General features: G+C 41.5%; 22 protein-coding genes. 8 read left to right on the forward strand and 14 right to left on the reverse strand.

Annotated elements, in window-relative coordinates; translation table 11 throughout:
- Positions 1-25: 25 nt before the first annotated feature.
- The 11 genes from fabZ to serS form a co-directional block, all read right to left on the reverse strand.
- On the reverse strand, positions 26-553 hold the full coding sequence (gene fabZ, locus HMPREF2573_RS04960) for a 3-hydroxyacyl-ACP dehydratase FabZ (protein WP_003669183.1): 528 nt from the start codon (positions 551-553) through the stop codon (positions 26-28).
- A gap of 110 nt (positions 554-663) precedes the next feature.
- Positions 664-1,677 carry a UDP-3-O-(3-hydroxymyristoyl)glucosamine N-acyltransferase gene (lpxD, locus tag HMPREF2573_RS04965; RefSeq protein ID WP_003660699.1) on the reverse strand — a complete coding sequence of 338 codons (1,014 nt, stop codon included), beginning with the start codon at positions 1,675-1,677 and terminating at the stop codon, positions 664-666.
- Positions 1,677-4,118, reverse strand: coding sequence for an outer membrane protein assembly factor BamA (gene bamA / locus HMPREF2573_RS04970; RefSeq protein WP_003659220.1), 2,442 nt, complete (start codon positions 4,116-4,118; stop codon positions 1,677-1,679). Before bamA ends, lpxD begins: the two co-directional genes overlap by 1 nt.
- A gap of 172 nt (positions 4,119-4,290) precedes the next feature.
- Positions 4,291-5,664, reverse strand: coding sequence for an RIP metalloprotease RseP (rseP, locus tag HMPREF2573_RS04975; RefSeq protein ID WP_003660702.1), 1,374 nt, complete (start codon positions 5,662-5,664; stop codon positions 4,291-4,293).
- The gene (gene dxr, locus HMPREF2573_RS04980) at positions 5,661-6,905 is read right to left on the reverse strand and encodes a 1-deoxy-D-xylulose-5-phosphate reductoisomerase (RefSeq protein ID WP_003659218.1); all 1,245 of its coding nucleotides are present in this window, start codon (positions 6,903-6,905) and stop codon (positions 5,661-5,663) included. The genes rseP and dxr overlap by 4 nt, the downstream gene beginning before the upstream one ends.
- A gap of 83 nt (positions 6,906-6,988) precedes the next feature.
- On the reverse strand, positions 6,989-7,837 hold the full coding sequence (locus HMPREF2573_RS04985; RefSeq protein WP_070472774.1) for a phosphatidate cytidylyltransferase: 849 nt from the start codon (positions 7,835-7,837) through the stop codon (positions 6,989-6,991).
- 66 nt (positions 7,838-7,903) lie between these two features.
- Entirely contained in the window at positions 7,904-8,650 is a 747-nt protein-coding gene (gene uppS, locus HMPREF2573_RS04990; protein WP_003663268.1) for a polyprenyl diphosphate synthase, read from the reverse strand.
- Between the two features lie 96 nt (positions 8,651-8,746).
- On the reverse strand, positions 8,747-9,301 hold the full coding sequence (gene frr, locus HMPREF2573_RS04995; RefSeq protein WP_003659215.1) for a ribosome recycling factor: 555 nt from the start codon (positions 9,299-9,301) through the stop codon (positions 8,747-8,749).
- A 105-nt stretch (positions 9,302-9,406) separates the two neighbouring features.
- Positions 9,407-10,132 (reverse strand): UMP kinase, encoded by a 726-nt coding sequence (gene pyrH, locus HMPREF2573_RS05000; RefSeq protein WP_003659214.1) that lies wholly within the window; start codon positions 10,130-10,132, stop codon positions 9,407-9,409.
- A 194-nt stretch (positions 10,133-10,326) separates the two neighbouring features.
- The gene (gene tkt, locus HMPREF2573_RS05005) at positions 10,327-12,315 is read right to left on the reverse strand and encodes a transketolase (protein WP_070472846.1); all 1,989 of its coding nucleotides are present in this window, start codon (positions 12,313-12,315) and stop codon (positions 10,327-10,329) included.
- A gap of 196 nt (positions 12,316-12,511) precedes the next feature.
- Positions 12,512-13,780 (reverse strand): serine--tRNA ligase, encoded by a 1,269-nt coding sequence (gene serS, locus HMPREF2573_RS05010; RefSeq protein WP_070472776.1) that lies wholly within the window; start codon positions 13,778-13,780, stop codon positions 12,512-12,514.
- A gap of 229 nt (positions 13,781-14,009) precedes the next feature.
- Between serS and HMPREF2573_RS05015 the strand changes: the two genes are divergently transcribed.
- From HMPREF2573_RS05015 to HMPREF2573_RS05045, 6 genes are all read left to right on the forward strand, one after another.
- Positions 14,010-14,663 carry a YcxB family protein gene (locus HMPREF2573_RS05015; protein WP_003663271.1) on the forward strand — a complete coding sequence of 218 codons (654 nt, stop codon included), beginning with the start codon at positions 14,010-14,012 and terminating at the stop codon, positions 14,661-14,663.
- Positions 14,663-15,079: a sulfurtransferase TusA family protein gene (locus HMPREF2573_RS05020; protein ID WP_036335130.1), complete on the forward strand. Its 417-nt coding sequence runs from the start codon at positions 14,663-14,665 to the stop codon at positions 15,077-15,079. The genes HMPREF2573_RS05015 and HMPREF2573_RS05020 overlap by 1 nt, the downstream gene beginning before the upstream one ends.
- Before the next feature lie 445 nt (positions 15,080-15,524).
- On the forward strand, positions 15,525-16,379 hold the full coding sequence (rpoH, locus tag HMPREF2573_RS05025; protein WP_196758370.1) for an RNA polymerase sigma factor RpoH: 855 nt from the start codon (positions 15,525-15,527) through the stop codon (positions 16,377-16,379).
- Between the two features lie 77 nt (positions 16,380-16,456).
- Entirely contained in the window at positions 16,457-16,840 is a 384-nt protein-coding gene (locus HMPREF2573_RS05030; RefSeq protein ID WP_003659203.1) for a DUF423 domain-containing protein, read from the forward strand.
- 36 nt (positions 16,841-16,876) lie between these two features.
- The gene (thiS, locus tag HMPREF2573_RS05035; RefSeq protein ID WP_003666128.1) at positions 16,877-17,077 is read left to right on the forward strand and encodes a sulfur carrier protein ThiS; all 201 of its coding nucleotides are present in this window, start codon (positions 16,877-16,879) and stop codon (positions 17,075-17,077) included.
- Between the two features lie 239 nt (positions 17,078-17,316).
- Entirely contained in the window at positions 17,317-18,171 is an 855-nt protein-coding gene (locus HMPREF2573_RS05045) for a nitrilase-related carbon-nitrogen hydrolase (protein ID WP_003673669.1), read from the forward strand.
- A 40-nt stretch (positions 18,172-18,211) separates the two neighbouring features.
- Here the strand turns inward: HMPREF2573_RS05045 and HMPREF2573_RS05050 are convergent, their stop codons facing one another.
- Together HMPREF2573_RS05050 and ccmA are read right to left on the reverse strand one after the other, a co-directional pair.
- Entirely contained in the window at positions 18,212-18,886 is a 675-nt protein-coding gene (locus HMPREF2573_RS05050; RefSeq protein ID WP_003660714.1) for a heme exporter protein CcmB, read from the reverse strand.
- Positions 18,883-19,641, reverse strand: coding sequence for a heme ABC exporter ATP-binding protein CcmA (ccmA, locus tag HMPREF2573_RS05055; protein WP_003673667.1), 759 nt, complete (start codon positions 19,639-19,641; stop codon positions 18,883-18,885). Before ccmA ends, HMPREF2573_RS05050 begins: the two co-directional genes overlap by 4 nt.
- A 277-nt stretch (positions 19,642-19,918) precedes the next feature.
- Here ccmA and HMPREF2573_RS05060 point away from each other — a divergent pair, with 277 nt between their 5' ends.
- Entirely contained in the window at positions 19,919-20,554 is a 636-nt protein-coding gene (locus HMPREF2573_RS05060; RefSeq protein WP_003673665.1) for a YbjN domain-containing protein, read from the forward strand.
- 35 nt (positions 20,555-20,589) lie between these two features.
- Positions 20,590-21,495: a histone deacetylase family protein gene (locus HMPREF2573_RS05065; protein WP_070472779.1), complete on the forward strand. Its 906-nt coding sequence runs from the start codon at positions 20,590-20,592 to the stop codon at positions 21,493-21,495.
- A gap of 7 nt (positions 21,496-21,502) precedes the next feature.
- On the opposite strand, the gene HMPREF2573_RS05070 is transcribed toward HMPREF2573_RS05065, so the two are convergent.
- Positions 21,503-21,943 carry a DNA-methyltransferase gene (locus tag HMPREF2573_RS05070; protein WP_273557257.1) on the reverse strand — a complete coding sequence of 147 codons (441 nt, stop codon included), beginning with the start codon at positions 21,941-21,943 and terminating at the stop codon, positions 21,503-21,505.

Here is a 21,943-nt window from a genome sequence, read left to right on the forward strand (position 1 = left end):
ATCTCAAATGATTGTAAAATTTTAATCATTTGACGCCATCCACCTTTTGGCGAGCAATCATAATTTCAGCACTGCAAGTTAATTGACCATCAACATGGGCAGTACACTCAAATTTATAAATATCTCGTTTATTCATCAAAACCTTTGAGCGAATAACCAACTGATCGCCTGAGCTAACGACTTTTTTAAAACGAACTTTATCCACACCTGCAAACAAGTATAGATAACCATCATCAGCGGTCTGCCCTGCACTGATGAAACCTAAAATACCCGATAGCTGTGCCATTGCTTCAACTTGTAGTACGCCTGGCATGATTGGATTATCTGGAAAATGACCGTTAAATAACTCTTCATTAATACTGATATTTTTATATCCTGTGATCCACTCATTGGGTTTACAAGCGGTCACTCGGTCAATCAGCATGAATGGATAGCGATGCGGCAAATAATGCTTAATTTGGTTATAGTGTAGTGGTAATGTGACACCACGATCACTTAATGCTTGAATATCAGCAGCCTCTAATAAATCAAAATCAATGTTTGAAACAGACATAAATTTCCTTATGAATAAACGGATAAAAGATTATTTTTTATTTACTCATACCCAATTCAATCAATCAACAAAATGAACACACCTAGCTTAGTAACCAATCAAACTTTGGGTTATTTTTCGCCCATTTGACGAAATCTTGCTGCTGCACGCCGCCACTTTAAAGAAGGCATAGCAACAGTACCAGAAGAGTAACTTCCTGATTTTTGGATATTTGCAATGACCATACTCATACTGGTAATGGTAACATCATCAGTGATTGTCAAATGCCCGCTGATACCCACCGCACCACCAATCAGGCAATTTTTACCGATTTTGGTGCTACCTGCAATACCACAGTTGGCGGCAATGGCTGTACCACAACCAATGTGAACATTATGAGCAATTTGTACCAAATTATCAATAATCACATCATCACTAATGACAGTATCATCCACCGCACCACGATCAATACAGGTATGGCTACCAATACGCACATGATTACCAATAATTACTCGCCCCAGTTGTGCAATACGCTGCCACTGTCGTCCATCTTTCGTTGCCACAGGAGCAAAACCAAACCCTTCTGATCCAATGTTTGCATGGCTATGAATGCGTGTTTGCTCGCCAATGATACAATCATGATGAATAACGGTAGCAGCATCAATTTGACTGCCTGCACCGATTTGGGTACGCTCACCGATAATCACACCTGCACCCACCACAACGCCATCAGCCAAAACCACTTTTTCACCAATGACGGCGTTTGCACCAATACTAACTTGATTACCAATAACAGCTGAATCTGCAACGATTGCCGTGCGGTGAATGCCTGTCACGCATGAAGGGGTGAATAATGTACTAACGCATGCATAGGCCAAATAAGCATCTTTGACCAATACATACAAACACTTAGGGTTAATCGTCCGTGCTTCATTGATGAATTGTTCAGATAATAACACAACCCCTGCGTTTGTTTGATTGAGTTCATCCAAATATTTTGCTTTTGCCAAAAAAGCAACTTGATGCTTGGTGGCTGCCGATAAATTTGCCACGCCTGTTATCTTAATACTGCCATCAATATCATCTTTATTAAGCACGCTCTGATATTTTTCGATGGCAGTCATCATTTCATGAAGACTTGGCATTAAAAGACACTACCAATCTGGAACTGTACCGTATCGGTCTGATCATTTTGTTTTTTATTCAATGGCTTGGCATAGCTAATAGATAAAGGACCAATGGGCGTATACCAAGTTGCACCAACACCAGCACTATAACGCAACTGTTTATCTTGGGTTAGTAGCGGGCGATTGGCTGCTTTTGCATTTTGTTCAGCTGTTGCTTGTGGGTCTTTAAATTGGGTTAAATCAATGGTTTGTTTATCCATACCTGTTGTATCAAAAACTTGACCGCCCTCAATGAATATCACTGGACGCACCTGATCTATCCAATCACCTTTAAATGGCAAAGGTAAAATCAGCTCACTGCCGAAAGTTGCCAAAGCATTACCACCAACAACCTCCCCTAGTGTGGTTTGTTGACCACGACGAGCTGTCAAATAGGCTTGTGAGCGTGGACCCAAAGAGGATTGATCATAGCCACGAACCGAACCATAGCCGCCTGCATAGAAATTTTCATAAAATGGTAAATTATTGCCATAGCCTAACTTGGCGTAACCACGCAAGACTGATTTTTTGATAAATGGGCGATAGATATTGCCTTGATAAACCACTTTTTGATGAGTTTTATCACCAAAACCAACCGTCAAATCTACAGAATGACTCATGCCTTGGGTTGGAAATACAGGGCGATCTAGACTTGAATAATTCCACCCCAAAATGGCATTGTAGGTTGTGTAATCATGCTTAAAATCAGGAATACCATTATTATCCACTTGAATTTTGCCACCATCTGCCATCAGCTGCTTGACATTACTAATGCCCATAAAACGACCGCCATGAAGCTTGGTATTGTCAGCATTCAGACCAAAGCTTATGCGTTGATTTTCATCAATTGGATATCCATAGCTTAATGAGCCACCATAAGAATCAAGTACATAATTACTAATGTTCTTGTTATCATACTTGGTTTTACGATAGTAGCCACTCAAGCTTTGCGAGACGCCATTTACGGTAAAGTATGGGTTGGTCATACCCAAACTATACACCTCACGGGTCTCAGAGCGAGAAAACGAAGCATTGACGTGCTTACCTGTACCCATAAAGTTATTTTGAGAAACATCAAATTGAAAAGTTACACCACCACTTTGAGAGTAGCCTGCTGCGATGGTTGATGATCCTGAAGGTTGTTCTTCAACCACAAAATTTACATCAACCTGATCAGGTGAGTTGGGTACTGGACGAGTATCAACGGTAACATGTTTAAAAAACCCAGTCCGCATCAAGCGTGCACGAGACAGCTGGATTTTTTGATTAGATGCCAACGCACCTTCAAGTTGTCGCATCTCACGACGGAGTACTTCATCTTGGGTCTTAAAGTTACCTGTAAAATTAATACGGCGTACATAGACAGGGCGTACAGGGTCAATATAATATTCCACATCAACCGTACGACTTTCATCATTAATGCGTGTTACAGGACGGATTTGAGCATAATAATAGCCATCGTCACCAAATTTGGTACTGATATTGTTTGTTGTTTGCTCAAGCATGGCTTGTGAAAACCCTTCTTCTGCTTTGAATTTAAGCAGTGCCTCAAGTTCTGCTTGAGTATAAGTTAAATTACCCAAAAACTGTGTCTGTCCAAAGCGATATTGCTCACCTTCATGCAATGAAATCTCAACAAAGATACGGTTTTTATCTTCATTAATATTAAGCTTAGCATCTTTAATCTCAAAACGCACAAACCCTGCATTGAGATATTTAGCACGCAAATTCTCTAAACTGGTCACCAGCTTTTCTTGAGTATAACGGTCAGCTTTAGACAGTGGATTGATTTTATTATCCTTAATCGCAAGCACATCAATCAAATCTGCATCGCTAAAATGCTGATTGCCAATGATATTAATATCAACCACCCGTGCAGGTTTACCTTCAGCAAAGGTCATATCAAGCTTAACACGATTACCATCAAGCATCGTCTGTTTGACAGTAATTTCGGTATTATAATAGCCTTGTGATATATATTGATTGGTAAGCTCGGTTTCAATCATCTGTACTGTGGCTTGTTTTAGTGGTTGACCCACAGCTAAGCCAGCATTTTTTAGCCCTTCTTGTAGACCTTCTTTTGGAATTAAGCGATTGCCCTCAAAATTAATCTCAGCGATTAACGGCCTTTCGGTTACCTGATAGATGATACGCCCTTCTTGATGATAGACTTGCACATCTGAAAAATTGCCTGTTGCATAAAGTGCTTTGACACCATCAGCCAACTGTGCTTCGCTCACCACTTGACCCAAGCGAAACGGCAGCACGCTTTGCAAGCTTTCAATGGTCACTCGCTGTAGTCCTGTGATGGCAATGTCATTTGCCACAAAATCCGCCGCTTGGGCATGAGTTGACATTACCATCATGACAGCCATTGTCATTGCACTGACCTGAAAACCTTTAAAATATGAATTACGCATAAGTCTATCCAAACTTAATTTTTAAAATTTCTAAAAATAAGGTATAAAAATGTATCCAAAATTTTCTACACCCAAATTTATATTGTGTAAAGGTAAGCCAAAAAGTTAAATTTGGCAAGTATTTCAGCTTAAAAAAGCCAAAAATTTTGTTAATGGTACGATAAATCAGAACTTAGCCAAAAAATCGCATGATATCGTTACTGATTGCAAGTAACATGAAACAAAAAAGCAATAACGCACCCGCTTTAAATGCTGCCATCTGCACCGCTTCATTCATAGATTTGCCCATAATCCATTCATAAGTATAAAATACCAAATGCCCGCCATCTAACACTGGAATGGGTAAAAGATTCAGTACTGCCAAGCTTAAACTGATGATTGCGGCTGTCGATAACACTTCTTGAAATCCCAACTCAAAACTGGTCTTAGAAACATCGGCAATGGCAATGGGACCTGATAGATTTTCAATGCCAATCAATCCTGTAATCATCTTACCCATCGCATCTAAGGTCATTATTGATAAATCATAAGTTCGTCGGATGGCTTGAGTAAATGCCTCACCGACATCATATTGAATCGTCATACGATATTCATCAGGAATGAGCGTATCGGTATCAATCTGGGGGCGAATACCCAGTTGACCGACTACGCCGTTTTGTGTCTTTACACCACGGGGCATTAATTTTAAATCAACCTGCTTACCTTGACGCATGACTGTCACATCAAGCATGGTTTCTGGATTTGCCTGAATAATCTTGGTGGCACTTAGCCAATCATTGATTGGTTCACCATGAATAGCAGTGAAGACATCACCAGTTTTTAGACCCATCAACGCACCAGCACCGTCAGAAAGCACCTCGCCGACCACAGGTGAGATGATGGGTTGATAAGGCAAAATACCCAAACTACTTAAAGGATCATTAGGCTGACGACTGTCTTTGGTCTGCATAAAATGTAAAACCTTGGCAGTTTTTTGAAGTACTTGCCCATCACGATTGACACCAATGTGAATGGTGGTACTTTCACCCATTTTAGATGCCAATGCGTAGGCGGTCTGCTGCCAAGTATTGACTGATTTTGAATCGATACTGATAATTTTATCACCAACCACCAAGCCGCTGGTAGCAGCAGGTGAATTGTCAATAATTTCACCAATTCGGGTGTTAAGCTGCTCACTGGGCAATAAAAATAGCACCCAAAATAACCCAATGGCAATCAAAAAATTCATGACAGGGCCAGCTGCAACGATGGCAATTTTTTTTAAAGGGTGCTGATGATTAAACGCAACTGACTTTAATTCATCTGCGACAGATTCTTGACGACTGTCCAGCATTTTAACATAGCCACCCAAAGGAATGGCGGCAATTTGGTAGCGTATACCTGAGCGTTTAGAAGTCCAAGCAAGCAGTTTTGGCCCAAAACCAATTGAATATGTTTGTACCTTAACCCCACATAAACGAGCAACGATATAATGCCCAAACTCATGTAAAGCAACCAAAGGCCCGAGTATACAAACAGCGGCAAGAAACATATATAATGCCGTCATAACACATCACCTTGTTTAAGTAACTTTATCTTAGCCGTGGCAATCTTACGAACCTTTTTATCCATCGTCAATATCCGCTCAAGCCCTAACACTTCATCACCAAAATCCTGTGAATAATCTTGGGCAATTGTCTTATCATCTAGACAAGCCTTAACAATCACAGCAATATCTGTGAGGCAAATTTTTTCTGCTAAAAAAGCCTCTACCGCAATTTCGTTGGCGGTATTTAGTGCAATACATGCCCCCGTGCCCAATCTTGCGGCATATCGTGCTAATTTTAGGCAGGCAAATTTATCCAAATCTGGTGCCAAAAATTTAAGACTGCCAAGCTGATACAAGTCTAAAGGCATGACGCCTGATTTGATACGCTCAGGATATGCCAATGCATGTGCAATGGGCGTTTTCATATCAGGCGTACCTAACTGTGCCAAAAAACTGCCATCAACATATTCCACCAAAGAATGTACAACGCTATTTGGGTGAATCACCACTTGAATTTGATGCTCTTTTAGGTCAAATAAATGACAAGCTTCAATCAGCTCAAGCCCTTTATTCATCATCGTAGCAGAATCAATGGAGATTTTTTGACCCATTGACCAATTGGGGTGATTTACCGCTTCTTTGACACTGGCATTTTGCATTTGTTTGATTGACTTATCCAAAAAGCTGCCACCAGAAGCTGTTAGCCACAGTTTTTTGATACCATAGGATGTATGGTGAATGGCGGTATTATCTGCTTGAATGGCGGCAGGCAAGCACTGGTAAATGGCATTGTGTTCTGAATCAATTGGTAAAATGGTTGCACCGTGTTTTTTGGCAGTTTTGATGACCAAATCACCTGCCATCACAAGTGACTCTTTATTGGCTAATAAAATTCTTTTGCCTGCACCCGCTGCAGCCAATGTAGACGACAGACCTGCCGCACCAACAATGGCTGCCACGACCGTATCTACCGCTTCATCACTGGCAATCTCAATCAAACCTTCATCCCCTGAAAGTATGATAGTATCCAATCCTGCATCAGTAACTTTTTGGCTTAATTGTGCATAATTATCAGGCGAGGTGCAAATCTTGACAGGGTGAAATTCCATCGCCAATGCCAATAATTTATCGACACGAGAAAATCCTGTCAGTGCATGAATGCGATAACGATTGGGATGCTGACGAATAATTGCCAGTGTACTATCACCGATAGAACCTGTTGCACCAAGTATTGCCAAAGATTGAAGCGTATCTGCCATTATTATCCTTAAATTTATTTTAATTACATTTTTTATTTGATTAATAAATATAATTAATAAACCTTATTAATCAATCAAGCTCATCAAAAAGGCACTTGCATGGTTGCAAAGTACATTTTTATCCAAACTTCTGTAAAAATACCAAGTTTTAATAATAGCCAAAAACCCAATGCAAATATCGGTATCGCTGAAAGTAGCGAATCAATTCGATCCAAAATACCGCCATGACCTGGTAGAATTGTCCCAGAATCTTTAATACCTGCACGGCGTTTTAGCATAGATTCAAATAAGTCGCCCAGTATACTGGCAAGTACAGTTAGCCAAGACAAAATCAAAAACAATACCAATGACATACCAGACAGCTGCAAATAATAACCAACTGCCACAGTGACCACCCCAGAGACCATCAATCCACCGCATAAGCCTTCGATACTTTTATTGGGTGATACATTGGGTGCCATTTTTCGTTTGCCAAATTTTCTGCCAATAAAATAAGCCCCACTATCAGCACACCATACCAATAAAAACACATACATCAGCCACCAAGGCGACATCTGCCAAAGCCCATACATGGCGGTGATAGCAGCGGTGAGAATGACCGCACCCATATACACCAGCCGCCTACCATACCAGCGTTCTTTATTGGGGTATTGTGCCACCCATGCCGTTGCCATTACCCAAATACCCAGCGATACTACCCACCAAAATACCCAAGTCCAAGGCAGTGCAACTGATAACATGGTGATGATTAAAACTGCCAAAATAAACTGTACAGGCTGTCTGCATTTTGGCATGAGTTTTGTCCATTCATGTGCAGCGATCAAAACCCCAATGGCTAATAGTGGCAACACAAAAATCGGCATTGAGCTTGCAAATAACGCAAATCCAACAATCAAAACCAAAATTATTGCCGTTTTTATTCGTTGCCACATGACTAAAACATCCTTGCAAAGAGTTATCAATTTTAAAGCGCTTTAACTATCAGTTGAATTCAGCACTTAGGTTTTTTGGATTTGTTCGCTTGTCATGCCAAATCGACGCTCACGACCAGCAAAAATACGAATCATCTCATCAAGCTCATCACAGCCAAATTCAGGCCATAATGTGGGCGTAAAAAATAATTCAGCATATGCCGTCTGCCAAAGTAAAAAATTTGAAATGCGGTACTCTCCACCTGTACGAATCAGCATGTCCACAGAAGGTAAATCCGCCAATTCAAGCTGCGTTTTTATCATTTGTATATCGATATCATCAGCAGATAAGTGACCCAATTCAACTTGTTTGGCAAGTTTTTTGGCGGCATTGGTAATGTCCCATTGTCCGCCATAGCTGATAGCAATCACCAAAGTCATCGCATCAAAATCTGCCGTCTTGGCTTCTGCCTGTGCCATAAGCTTTACCAAGTCGCCATCAATTTGACTTCTATCACCGATAAAACGCAGACGGATACGGTGCTGATTCATGCGTGGTAGCTGCTCGTAAATCGTTTGGGACAAAAGACGCATCAAAAGATCCACCTCATCTTTTGGGCGTGCCCAATTTTCACTTGAAAAGGCAAATACCGTCAGCACCTCAACCCCTAAAGCCAAACAATGCTCAACAATCGGATCAAGTGCATCTTTACCCGCCACATGGCCTGCACCTGTTGCCAGCTGTTTGGATTTACCAAAGCGATTATTGCCATCCATAATGATGGCAATGTGCTTGGGAATGATGGGTAAAGATTCACAAATTTGGGTTGTCATGGTTTTACAATTACCGTCATTTAACTTTAAATCTAATCTAAATAAATGAATAACATGGATAAAGAAAACTCCTTACCCATGCTATTTTATAATCAATCACACTTCCATCAGTTCGCTTTCTTTTTTCTCTAGGCGACTATCAATGGTTGCGATGAATTTGTCCGTTAATTTTTGAATGTCATCTGCAGCACGGCGTTCATCATCTTCTGATATTTCTTTATCTTTTAGCAAATCTTTAATATCACTTAGCATATCACGGCGAATATTACGCACAGAAATGCGTGTTTGTTCAGCATCATTGCGAGCAATTTTTTGCATATCACGGCGTGTCTCTTCGGTCAAAGCAGGCATTGGGACACGAATCACATCAGCGGTCATTGGATTTAGACCCAAATCCGCTTCACGGATTGCCTTATCAACAGCTTGTACCATAGACCGCTCAAATGGCTGCACCAATAAAGTGCGACTGTCTTCTACATTGATACTGGCTACCTGATTTAACGGTGTATCAGAACCATAATAGCTGACCATCACGCCTGATAAAATCCCTGGATGGGCTCGACCCGTACGCAGCTTACTAAAAGCAGCTTCCAAAGCTTCGATAGATTTTTGCATGCGGCTTTCGCCATCTGTTTTAATTTCATTAATCATAAAATTTCCTTAATCATCACAATTGTCTAAATTTTTAACTCAATTTTATCTCACATATTTCATATAAATAAATTTTATATGAATATTAAGGTATAAATGCTAAGCTTAGTGATAAACTCGTGTACCTTCAGCCTCACCCATAACCACATTCAATAGCGCATTTGGTTTATTCATATCAAATACTTGTAGCGGTACATTATGCTCTCGGCATAACGCAATCGCTGTTAAATCCATCACACCAAGCTTTTTTTCAAGCACTTCATCAAAACTCAAACTGTCAAATTTAACCGCATCATCATCGGTTGTTGGGTCTTTATCATAAACGCCATCAACTTTGGTGGCTTTTAAAATCAGCCCTGCTTCAATCTCGATGCCACGCAAGCACGCTGCGGTATCTGTGGTAAAAAATGGATTACCCGTACCTGCCACAAAGATACACACCTCGCCATTATTTAAGTGGCGTATCGCATCACGGCTAGAATATGACTCAACTACTGTATCAATGGCAATCGCTGACATTAGGCGAGTTTTAATATTTCGGCGTACCAAAGCATCACGCATCGCCAAACCATTCATCACGGTTGCGAGCATGCCCATTTGGTCACCTGTCACACGACCAACCAACCCTTGTTTTTGTAGCGTACTACCACGGTACAAATTGCCACCACCAACAACAATACCAACTTGAACACCCAGCCCTCGAAGATGTGCAATGGATAGGCTCATTTGATCCAAGATATTAGCATCAATGCCCATATCACGACCGCCAGCCAACGCTTCACCCGATAGTTTTAATAAAATGCGTGAAAATTGTGGATTTTTATCAGACATACAGCCCCCAAGCTGATTAAAGTGGCTTATTTCGCCCTTGCAAAATTAGGACATATTTTCCCAATTTTAGCATATTTCATCAATTTTTGATACTGATAAATGTGAGCAATCTAACCATCATCATTTTTAACCATTACTTAAAATAAAAAAATCGGGTGTCATACAATCACCCGATTTTTTATTATCTGATACGATTAAAGTAAAGAATTTACCGCATCCACCACAGCTTGGGTTGTGATACCAAAATGCTCAAACAATACCTTGGCAGGTGCAGACTCTCCAAATGTCGTCATACCAACAACCTTGCCATCTAAGCCAACAAATTTATACCAATAATCCGTGATTGCCGCCTCAACAGCAACACGCACACGAACATCAGATGGTAACACACTTTCGATATAACCACTGTCCTGCTTAACAAAAATCTCAGCACATGGCATAGAAACCACACGCACGCCTTCTAGTTGCTCATACGCCTGCATCGCAAGCTCAACTTCAGAACCTGTTGCGATGATGATGGCTTTAAGAGTACCTTTTTCGGGTGCTAAAATATATCCGCCTTTTTCGATATTCTGAATTTGCTCATCACTGCGAGATTGAAATGCCAAATTCTGACGAGATAAAATCAATGATGAAGGAGCGGTTTTTGTTTTAAGCGCCATCTTCCATGCCACTGCTGTCTCAACCGTATCGCAAGGACGCCATACATAATGATTTGGGGTCATGCGTAAATTAGCAATCTGCTCGACAGGCTGGTGCGTTGGGCCATCTTCACCCAGACCAATTGAGTCGTGAGTATAAACATTGATCACACGCTGCTTCATCAGCGATGACATACGCACAGCATTACGAGCATATTCCATAAACATTAAAAATGTCGCTGTGTAGGGGATAAATCCGCCATGCAGTGCCACGCCGTTGGCAATTGCTGTCATGCCAAATTCACGCACACCATAATGAACATAATTACCATCGGCGTACTTTTGAACACCTTTAGCACCTGACCACAAAGTTAGGTTTGAACCTGCAAGGTCAGCTGAACCGCCCAAGATTTCAGGTAAGTGTGGTGCAAGTGCTGCGATGGCGTTTTGGCTGGCTTTGCGTGTGGCGATACTTTCTGCTTTTTGGATGCAAGTTTGGATAAATTCATCTGCCAGCTGATCAAAGTTCTCTGGCAAATCACCACTGAAACGGCGTAAAAGCTCAGCAGCTTCCTTAGGATATTTATCTTGATACTCAGCAAACTGTTTATTCCAAGCTGCTTCATCGGTACTGCCTTTGGCGGTGGCATCCCAAGCACGATACAGCTCATCGGTAATTATAAAAGGCGTGGTGTCCGCCCAGCCCATTTGCGTGCGTGTCAAAGCAATTTCGTCTAAGCCCAAAGGTGCACCATGGCTAATTTCTTTACCTTGTTTATTAGGCGAGCCCAAACCAATAATGGTTTTGCAAATAATCAATGTCGGTTTGGCTGATTCTGCTTTGGCTTGATTGGTGGCATCACGAATGGCATCAGCATCATGACCATCAATTTTTAATACCTGCCAGCCATACGCTTCAAATCGTTTGGCAGTATCATCAGAAAACCAACCTTCAACCTCGCCATCAATTGAAATGCCATTATCATCATAATAAGCAATCAGTTTACCAAGCCCCAAAGTCCCCGCCAGTGAGCATGCTTCATGGCTAATACCTTCCATCAAACAACCATCGCCCAAAAACGCATAGGTAAAATGATCAATGATTGCATTGTCAGGTTTGTTAAACTGTGCTGCCAAAGTCTTCTCAGCCAACGCAAAACCAACGGCATTAGCAATACCTTGACCTAAAGGTCCTGTGGTTGTCTCGATACCATCGGCATAACCGTATTCAGGATGACCTGCGGTTTTTGAATGCAGCTGACGGAAATTTTTAAGATCATCAATACTTAAATCATAACCAGTCAAATGCAGTAAAGCATACAATAACATTGAGCCATGGCCATTAGATAGCACAAAGCGATCACGGTTTACCCATTTGGCATTTTTTGGATTATGGCGTAAAAACTCTCGCCATAGCACTTCTGCGATATCCGCCATACCCATCGGTGCCCCTGGGTGACCTGAGTTGGCTTGTTGGACGGCATCCATCGCAAGAATACGGATAGCATTGGCGTTATGGCGTTGGTTAAGTTCGATTGGCATCAGCAAAGTTCCTAACAAAATTTGCTTCATTATATCATATTTTCAGTATTTTTGGGCTTTGAAATTTGGTCATCAGATACTGACAATCACCCAAGTACATTTTTGGCAATCATGCCTAATTTACCTTGTTTAAATGCCTAAAAAAGGCAATACTAAAATCACCCTTTCAAAAGCCGCTATCAAAGCGGCTTTTATCTTAGGCAATCACTTCAAGTCCACCCATATAAGGCTGTAGAGCTTTGGGAATCGTGATCGTACCATCAGCATTTTGGTGATTTTCTAAAATTGCCAACAAAGTGCGTCCAACTGCCAAACCCGAACCATTTAGCGTATGCACCAATTCACTGTGTTTGCCATCTTTTAGGCGAGCACTCATACGCCGTGCCTGAAAATCGCCACAATTTGAGCAACTTGAGATTTCACGATACATATTTTGAGATGGCAACCAAACCTCAATATCGTAAGTTTTAACGGCACTAAAGCCCATATCGCCTGTACAAAGTGTCATAACACGATATGGCAGCTCAAGCGCTTGCAAGACATATTCTGCCTGTGCAGTCATATCCTCTAATGCCTGCATTGAGCTATCAGCCCGTGTTACTTGCACCATTTCAACTTTTTCAAACTGATGCTGACGAATCAGCCCTCGTGTATCACGCCCTGCACTGCCTGCCTCACTACGAAAACATGGCGTATGTGCGGTCAGTTTGATGGGCAAATCCCTAGGGCTAAGAATGGTATCACGAACACTGTTGGTCAGTGGCACTTCTGATGTTGGAATTAAATAATATTCTTTTTCGCCACGAAGCTTAAACAAATCTTCTTCAAATTTAGGCAACTGTCCTGTACCTTGTAAACTATCAGAATTAACCATATAAGGTACATACATCTCGGTATAGCCATATTTTTGGGTATGCGTGTCAAGCATAAATTGCACCAACGCACGATTGAGCTTAGCAAGATGACCTTTTAAAACACTAAAACGAGCACCTGTCAATTTAGCTGCCAACTCAAAATCAAGCTGACCTAAGCTTTCACCAATATCGGTGTGGTCTTTGATTGCAAAATCAAACTTACGAGGCACGCCCCAGCGACGCACTTCAACATTATCAGTTTCATCACTGCCCACAGGCACACTATCATCGGGCAGATTTGGGATTTGTAGTGCGGCGGTTGTGATGGTGTTTTGTAGTTCTTTTAGCTCATTTTCGGCAGCCTTCATGGCTTCACTGACCAATTGCATTTGGTTCATCAGCTCACTTGTGTCTTCACCATGTCGTTTGAGCTCACCGACCTTTTTGGCACCTGCATTTTTTTTGGCTTGTAATGCTTCGGTCTTTACTTGGATAGATTTACGCTGATTTTCAACTTCCTGCCAAAATGCCACATCCAAATCATAACCACGCACCGCAAGCTTGGCTTTTAGCTCTTCTAGGTTACCACGCAAAAATTTAGGGTCTAACATATCAAATCCTATCAAGCACAAAAACGCCCCAAACGGCGCTTGGCGTGCTAAAATGATGAACAATAAAATTTATTCTTATTCTTATAATAGCAAATTTTCCCCCAAAACTTAAGCCAATTTCAAATCAAAGCAGTTAAAAATCAAAAAATTTTGACAAATATTAACTTTGGGTTTATTTTTTTGGATAAAATGGGTAATATAGGCAAATTCATCGTTAGGATTTATCTCAATGACCAAAGCACTTTATCCCTATACGCTAAAGCCCATCGCTTTAAACATGAGCGAAACTGAATTTTACGCAGCACAGTTATCATTGTTTGAAAAAGGCACAAGTCATTTTACACTAAAGTCCTTAAAACGCACAGAGTGGATTGTGATTGCCCTGATGGTTGTGGCGGCGATTGCAGGCTTGGTATTTGTCAGTGGCTATTCGACAATCATTTTTTGGCTTATGCTGATTTTGGTTGGTGTGTATCTGCTTGCTCGTACCTTGGGTATGAAATGGTATATGAAGCGTGAATATGAAAAACAAGTGGCAAGTACCCAAATGCCTGAACAGCTTCACACTCTGCAATTAGGTGTACAATCACACGGGCTTGTTATGGCGATGCCTACATCCACCGATCTGATGAAATCACCACAAATGCGAGGTATGCAAATGCGTGCAGGTGCAACGCAGTCAGCAACCATACCTTGGCATACAGTGAGTAGCTGGGATGAGACAGATGACTATTTATTCATGATGTTTGACATGAAAGGTCAAAAAGGTAGCCAAATTATCCCGAAACGCCTCGAAAAACAAGGTCTACCCATCGATACCATCAAAAAGCACCTAAGCCAAGTTAGGCCAAAAGGCTTAGAGTCTATGGTTCAAACGCCTTAATATCGCTAAAACCTAATGCTAATAAATATGCCACCGCTCCATGTTTATGTCAATTTTATTCGGTGACACAGATGCTAAATCATATATTTGACACGCTCACAGCAGAAGATAAAAGTACGCTTAACGCTCATTTGACCAGCAAACTAGAAGCATTAAACCTCCCTTTAAATACCGTAGAGGTGTTTTATGATGCCAGAAATCTGCCTTGTCCGATGCCCTTATTAAAAGCCAAAGTGACACTGCGTCATGTCACCGATAATCAAGCGCTGTATTTAATCGCTACTGACCAAAACTCGCAAAAAGACTTAGTGACCTATTGCAACAAAAACGCTCTGATTGTCCATACTTGGCATAGTCATGACTTGACCAATGAGACGCCCATCTATCACTTTATCATTATCAAGCCTGCAAATTAATATAAAACTGATTTAGTATGAAACTGATTTAATATAAAAAGATTTTATCAAACTCGGCATAAAAATTAAGGTTAGCCAAATTTTACAGATTGTAAAATTTATGTGATTAAAAGATTGGATACTAGCTAATTTTTGGAAAATTGCCTACAATAGTATCAAGATTTTGAGAATATATAGGGACAAAATGGCACCCAAACGCACCCAAGATAACGGTGATGATTATGATCACAACCATGAAGGCTATGATGACACATATGACGATGAGTTTGATGAGGATTTGATTGAAGCGTTAGACGGCTTTCATGAGATTGATGATGAAGAGTACGCCGAAATCATCGATGATATTGATGATGATATCGATAAACCCAAAGTTTCTGCTACGCCCAAAGCTTACAGTACACCATCTGGCACAGATGCCATTGCGACGCACGATCTAGTACCAGCCATGCCGACCCATTTGGCAGCACCTGGGGTGAATTTGGGTGCTTATATTAATACTGTGCATCAAATTCCTATTTTAACACCCGAAGAAGAGCGTGCCTTGGCTGAGCGTTATTATCATGATGGCGATGTTGAAGCCGCTCGGCTGCTTGTGATGAGCCACTTAAGATTTGTCATTCATATTGCACGCAGTTATTCAGGATATGGATTATCCCAAGCCGATTTGATCCAAGAAGGCAATCTTGGCTTAATGAAAGCCGTCAAACGCTTTGATCCTAATAAGGGGGTGCGTTTGGTCAGTTTTGCGGTACATTGGATTAAGGCGGAGATTCATGAATTTGTCATCAAAAATTGGCGTATTGTTAAAGTTGCTACCACCAAAGCACATCGTAAATTATTTTTTAATTTACGCAGCCTAAAAAAATCCTCCAATCAGCTGACTTTAGATGAAGCAACTGCCATCGCCAATGATTTGAATGTGACCGTCAAGCAAGTTTTGGAGATGGAATCACGCTTGACCAGTTATGATGCGTCTTTTGAGGCACAAGATTCAGATGATGATGAAGGACGCTATGCCCCTCAGCTATTTTTGGAGGATGCGGTCAATCCTGCCGATGTCGTTGAGGAGGCAGATTGGGAAGAAAATACCACAACCGCACTCAAAGATGCGATGGAAACCCTAGATGAACGCTCTCGTGATATCATCACGCAGCGGTGGCTGGCTGACCAAAAATCCACATTACATGAGCTTGCGGCAACTTATAATATTTCGGCTGAACGAGTTCGCCAAATTGAAAAAAATGCCATGAATAAAATCAAAGAAGCTATTACGCTTGATCGTATGATTATAGATGAATAAAAGGTTTCATTGGGCTAATTTGTTGTATTAGTATTTGTTGTATTATTCTTCATAATCACCATCAAATAGAAGGCTTTATGACTGTTAAAATCAATTGGCTGTTAGTGGCGGCGCTTAATCTTGCTATAGGTGTCGCCTTTGGGGCATTTGGTGCACATGGACTTAAGCACATTGCTGATGAGTATGCGTTACAGATTTGGCAAACTGCCACGCTGTATTTGTTCATTCATGCGTTGGGCTTATTGGTTATTGGTGTTTTACAGCATATTGGGCGATATCGCTCTGCTTTGGCTGGCGTATTACTACAAATGGGTATTGTGATATTTTCAGGCACACTGTATACCATGGCACTTGGTGCGCCTCGTTGGCTTGGGGCAATCACACCTATCGGTGGTGGTTTACTGATCATCGGTTGGCTTGTGTTTGCCTTACAAATCGCCAAAACGACTCGCTTGGCTTAACCCAATTTAACCAAAATTTAATCAAAAATTTAAACTATGAAACAAGTAACTTTAAACGGACAACCGACCGAATCGGATCATTCAACGGTATTTGAATTGCTAAATGCCCACGGTCTGACCCAGGGGCGATTTGCAGTGGAGATTGATGAGATGCTCGTACCAAAATCACGCTTGACGCTCACAGAGCTAAAAGATGGTATGAGTATCGAAGTTGTGCAAGCCGTTGGTGGTGGCTGATACACGCTGTATTGATACCAAATTTAATCTTCGACAATCTAAAGTACCCAAAAAAATACCCAATGATGATCAAATGCCTGTTAGTGATCGTCATTGGGTATTGTTACTATCGCACAGCCTGCCCAATTTTGCAAGTATTTTTGTGATGATCTTGTACAAAGCCATCTCATATTACCTTGACAATCCAAACAAATATCGATAAGTTAATCCAAAATAATTTGAAAAATCAAGGAAATATCATGACCATTCGCATTGCTACCATTCAGCTAAATAGCCAAACCGACATTGACGCCAATCTAGGTATTATCAATAATGCCATCAGCGAAGCTGCCACCTGTGATGCTAAATTTATCGTACTGCCCGAAAATGCTTGCGTTATGGGTCGTCAAAGTCAGCTTGCCACTCGCTATGATGAAATCTGCCAATTTTATCAATCGCTTGCCAAGACATATGGCGTTCATCTATTAGCAGGTACGCTACCTTGCCCAACTCGTCCCGATGGCAGTGATGTGCCTTGCGATCTTGTCAGACAAGTTAGTCTACTGATTGATGACCAAGGTAATATCAAAGCACGATATGATAAAATTCATCTATTTCGTGCAACTATTGATGACAGCACAGGCAACTATGATGAAGGTAAGACATTTGAGCATGGCAGCCGATTGGTCTGTGAGCCGTGCGTCATTCATGGGCAGACGATCAATGTTGGCATGATGATTTGCTTTGATGTCAGATTCCCTGCCTTTGCTCAGCGGCTCAGACAAATGGGGGCGGACATCATCACTGTCCCAGCTGCGTTTACACATCGCACAGGTCAGGCACATTGGCAAATGCTGCTACAGGCGCGTGCGTTGGATAGTCAATGCCTGATTATCGGTTCAGCTCAAGGCGGTATCCATCAGATCGGTAATAGCATACGCCAGACTTGGGGTCATTCCATGATTGTGAATGCACATGGTCAAATCATCGCAGACAGTGGTCGCACTGAGGTGGCAGACAACGGTTATTGTATTGCTTATGCTGATTATGACGCTGATAGGCAAGCTAAAATCCGTGCTGCCATGCCGATTTTTGACTGCCATCACTTGGCGTAGCATGACAGCCTACCACTGGATTGATGATACTGTGTGATGATTAATCTGCCCATGCCATTTTGAGTACTGAAGCGACAACCCATGGCGTCACCAGCACCGTGATAATGCTGCCTGCCGCCAATAAAGCCAAGGTTGGTAAGCCATTTAACCCTGTGGCATATAAGTCCACCGCACCTGTTGCAAATATCAGCACAGGCAGTTGCATCGGTAATGCAATCAAAGGGACAAGAACTGCACCATTTTTTAAAGTTAAAGTCAAACTGCTTGCAATCGCAGACAATCCAAGCAAAATCGGAGAACCCACAAATATCGAAACCATCAATATTCCCGCTTCACCAAATGGCATCTCAAACAATACAATCACTAATAAGGATAAGATCGCTACCACACCTGCACTAAACAACCAATGCACCAAAAGCCGTGCCAAAACCCAAATGATTAAGGGTGATTTGGCAACGACCATTTGTGCCAATGTGCCGTTATCAAACTCACTGCGGAATAAATCATCCACACCAATCACCAATGCAAGCAAAGCAGCAATCCACACCGCCGAAGGTGCCAATCTGAGTAAAAGCTTTGGTTCATTGCCAATCGCCAAGGGAAATAGTGTAATAATCAATAAAAACAGCACCAAAGGATAAAGCCACTGAACTGTGCCTTGTCGTTTGATTTGCCATTCACGGGTAATCATGGTCAAAAAAGGATGAGTCATCATAACGCAAATTCCGCCAAATTCAGTTGCCGATTTGTCGCTTTTGTCGCCTGATGGCTGGCCATCAGTACAGCGCCGCCTGCCTTTGCAAATGCTAAAATACACGCCTCAAGTCTTTGAACCATGGTGGTATCTAGTGCCGTCAGTGGCTCATCAAGCAGCCAAAATGATGCCTCATTTGGTGTCAAAACAAACAAGCGAGCCAATCCCACTCGTCGCATCTGACCTGCTGACAGCTGAACACTTGAGATATCTTGCAGCCCCTCAAGCCCCACCTGCCATAATGCTTCATCAATCAATGTATCATCAGCATCCACACCATATAGCGACAACAAAAATCGCAAATTTTGTGCGACAGTCAACGCTGCACTGATACCAAGCTGATGCGAGACATATACCATAGCACCAGCACACACACAAGTCCCATGAATAATAGGTAATAAACCTGCAATCTGAGACATAAGTGTTGTTTTACCCAAGCCATTTTCGCCAATCAGATGACACACATCACCCATCTCTAAGGTCAACTGCACCTCTTGGCACAGCACAAAATCACCACGCTGTACATCCAGTTTATCAATCGTAAGGATTGGCTTATTATCGGTATCAATGGGCTTAGTTACTGTTGTCATGGCATGATTGGTATCAATGATGAAAATGATGGGTTTAACTGTGGTATATAAATTAACCCCTAATTTTACCACAACCCTATCAAATAAAGCTATGATAAACCGCCATATCACCCAACCTATTAACATAGCTTTATCACTTATGGTCTATAAATATACCAAAGTAGACAGCCATTTTATGATACAATACAAGTTCATCTACCAAGCGTACATTAGCGTTAAAAATCTGAGTTGCTTGGTGGTATTTATGATATTTTGGCTGTTGGTGTGTGATTTTTACTCAAGTATCTGATTGGTTTTCATAAAAAATTAACACAGATTTGCCCAAATTTTATATTGATAAAAATCTTGCCATATCGATCCTAAAAAGCCATCCAACGATTTATTTAATGAATTCATAACTGTGATGAAACTGTTAAAAAAATTAAAATCATTACTCAAACGAGCAGATGCCAAACGCTCAAATAAGAACGCACAGTCCATCACTGAGCATCAATCAGACGCAAAGCAGCCCATCACCGATCATATCATCCAATACCTAAAGCGTCATGGCTGGCAATATGAAGCACGATCAAACGATGGCACGATAACGCCTCAAATTCATCATCTGATTATATTATTTAGTTATACTAAATATCAATGGTCTTGTGTGTTTCGTATTAATGAAACAAGCCAGCTGGTTTCTATCTTTGGTATTTTGCCTGAAGTGGTGCCTGATAGTCATTTTGCGATGATGCTGATGGCGATCGCTAAGGCAAATCTATCAATCCCTTTTGGGAGTATTGAGCTTGACCCAACCGATGGCGAGGTACACGCCAAAGTTAGCTTGGATGCTGAATTTACTCCATTAAGCGATAACGCTTTGGGCGTGCATTTGCAAGGTGTGGCAAGCCTAACTGAACTTGCCCAAAGGCTGTATGATGATGTACTTTATGAAGCCGACCCCAGCCCCATCATTACTGATTACCTGCAGCACCCTACCGATGCTCATACCAAAGACCTTTTGGATCAATACTTTGAGCCAACCGATCAATATCAGTGATAGATTTGATTATATTTTTGCATTTTGGTTAAGTTATGCTAAAAATTGCTTATTCACCCCTATTTTGTCATCGTCTGCCAGTCTCTCACCGCTTTCCCATGGCAAAATACGACCTTATCCCCAAAAAACTGCTTACCGATGGCATCATCACGCAAGATAATTTATTTCATCCCGAGCTGTTATCAGAACAAGAGATTCTAAGCACGCACACCGCTGATTATTGGCACAAATTAAAAACAGGCACGCTCACGGACAAAGAGATTCGCAAAATCGGTCTGCCCATGTCCGCCAGTCTCATCAAGCGAGAACGCTACATTACGCACGCCACTTACGAATGTGCCTTATACGCCAAAGAATACGGCATCTCTTTGTCGGTATCAGGTGGTACGCACCACGGATTTGCTGACCATGGTGAGGGATTTTGTGTGTTTAATGATGTGTGCGTGGCGAGCAATCTGCTCTTAGCACGAGGGCAAGCCAAACGCATTTTAAGCGTGGATTTGGATGTGCATCAAGGTAACGGCAATGCCTCCATCATGGCAAATAACCCTGCTGTCTTTGTGTTTAGCATGCACGGCAAAAAGAACTATCCCTTTATCAAACCACAGTCCGACCTAGACATAGAGCTTGATGACGGCACAGGTGATGAGGCATATTTGACGATACTGAGTGAGACCCTGCCCAAGATTATCCATAATTTTGACCCTGACATGCTATTTTACCAAGCAGGCGTGGATGTACTGGCGACGGATAAACTGGGTAAATTATCGCTTAGCTTACAAGGCTGTTATGAGCGAGACAAACTGGTACTCACCACCGCACACAAGGCGGGCATCCCTGTCGCTGTTGTCATGGGTGGGGGCTATTCACCTGACATTGAGACGGTGGTGGCGGCTCATTGTGGGGTGTTTGGGGTGGCCGTGGGGTTGATGACATCTTAAAGTGCCTTTACACCAAACTAATCTGCTCACGAATTTTTTGTTTAAATTCATATTTTGATTTGGGTGTAATTGCTTGATAACGCCTTTTTGATAATTCTAAAAATTCCAATTCTTTATCAATGCCGATAAATTGCCTACCCAAAATGGTTGCTGCAATGCCTGTTGTACCAGAACCTGAGAATGGATCTAAAATCAAATCGCCTTTTTGGGTAGATGATAATATAATACGAGATAAAAGCCCAAGTGGTTTTTGAGTAGGGTGTTTGCCCTGTGTCTTTTCCCAGCTACCCACCGCAGGCAATCGCCAAACATCTTTGGCTTGTTTATCACCATTTAATTTTTTCATCAAATCATAGTTAAAATAATGTGGTATCTTAGAATATTTTCTTGCCCAAATTATCCATTCACTTGAATAAGTAAAATAACGGCAAGAGAAATACGAAGTAAT

The organism is Moraxella sp. HMSC061H09, from assembly GCF_001809255.1.
GTDB classification, from domain to species: domain Bacteria; phylum Pseudomonadota; class Gammaproteobacteria; order Pseudomonadales; family Moraxellaceae; genus Moraxella; species Moraxella catarrhalis.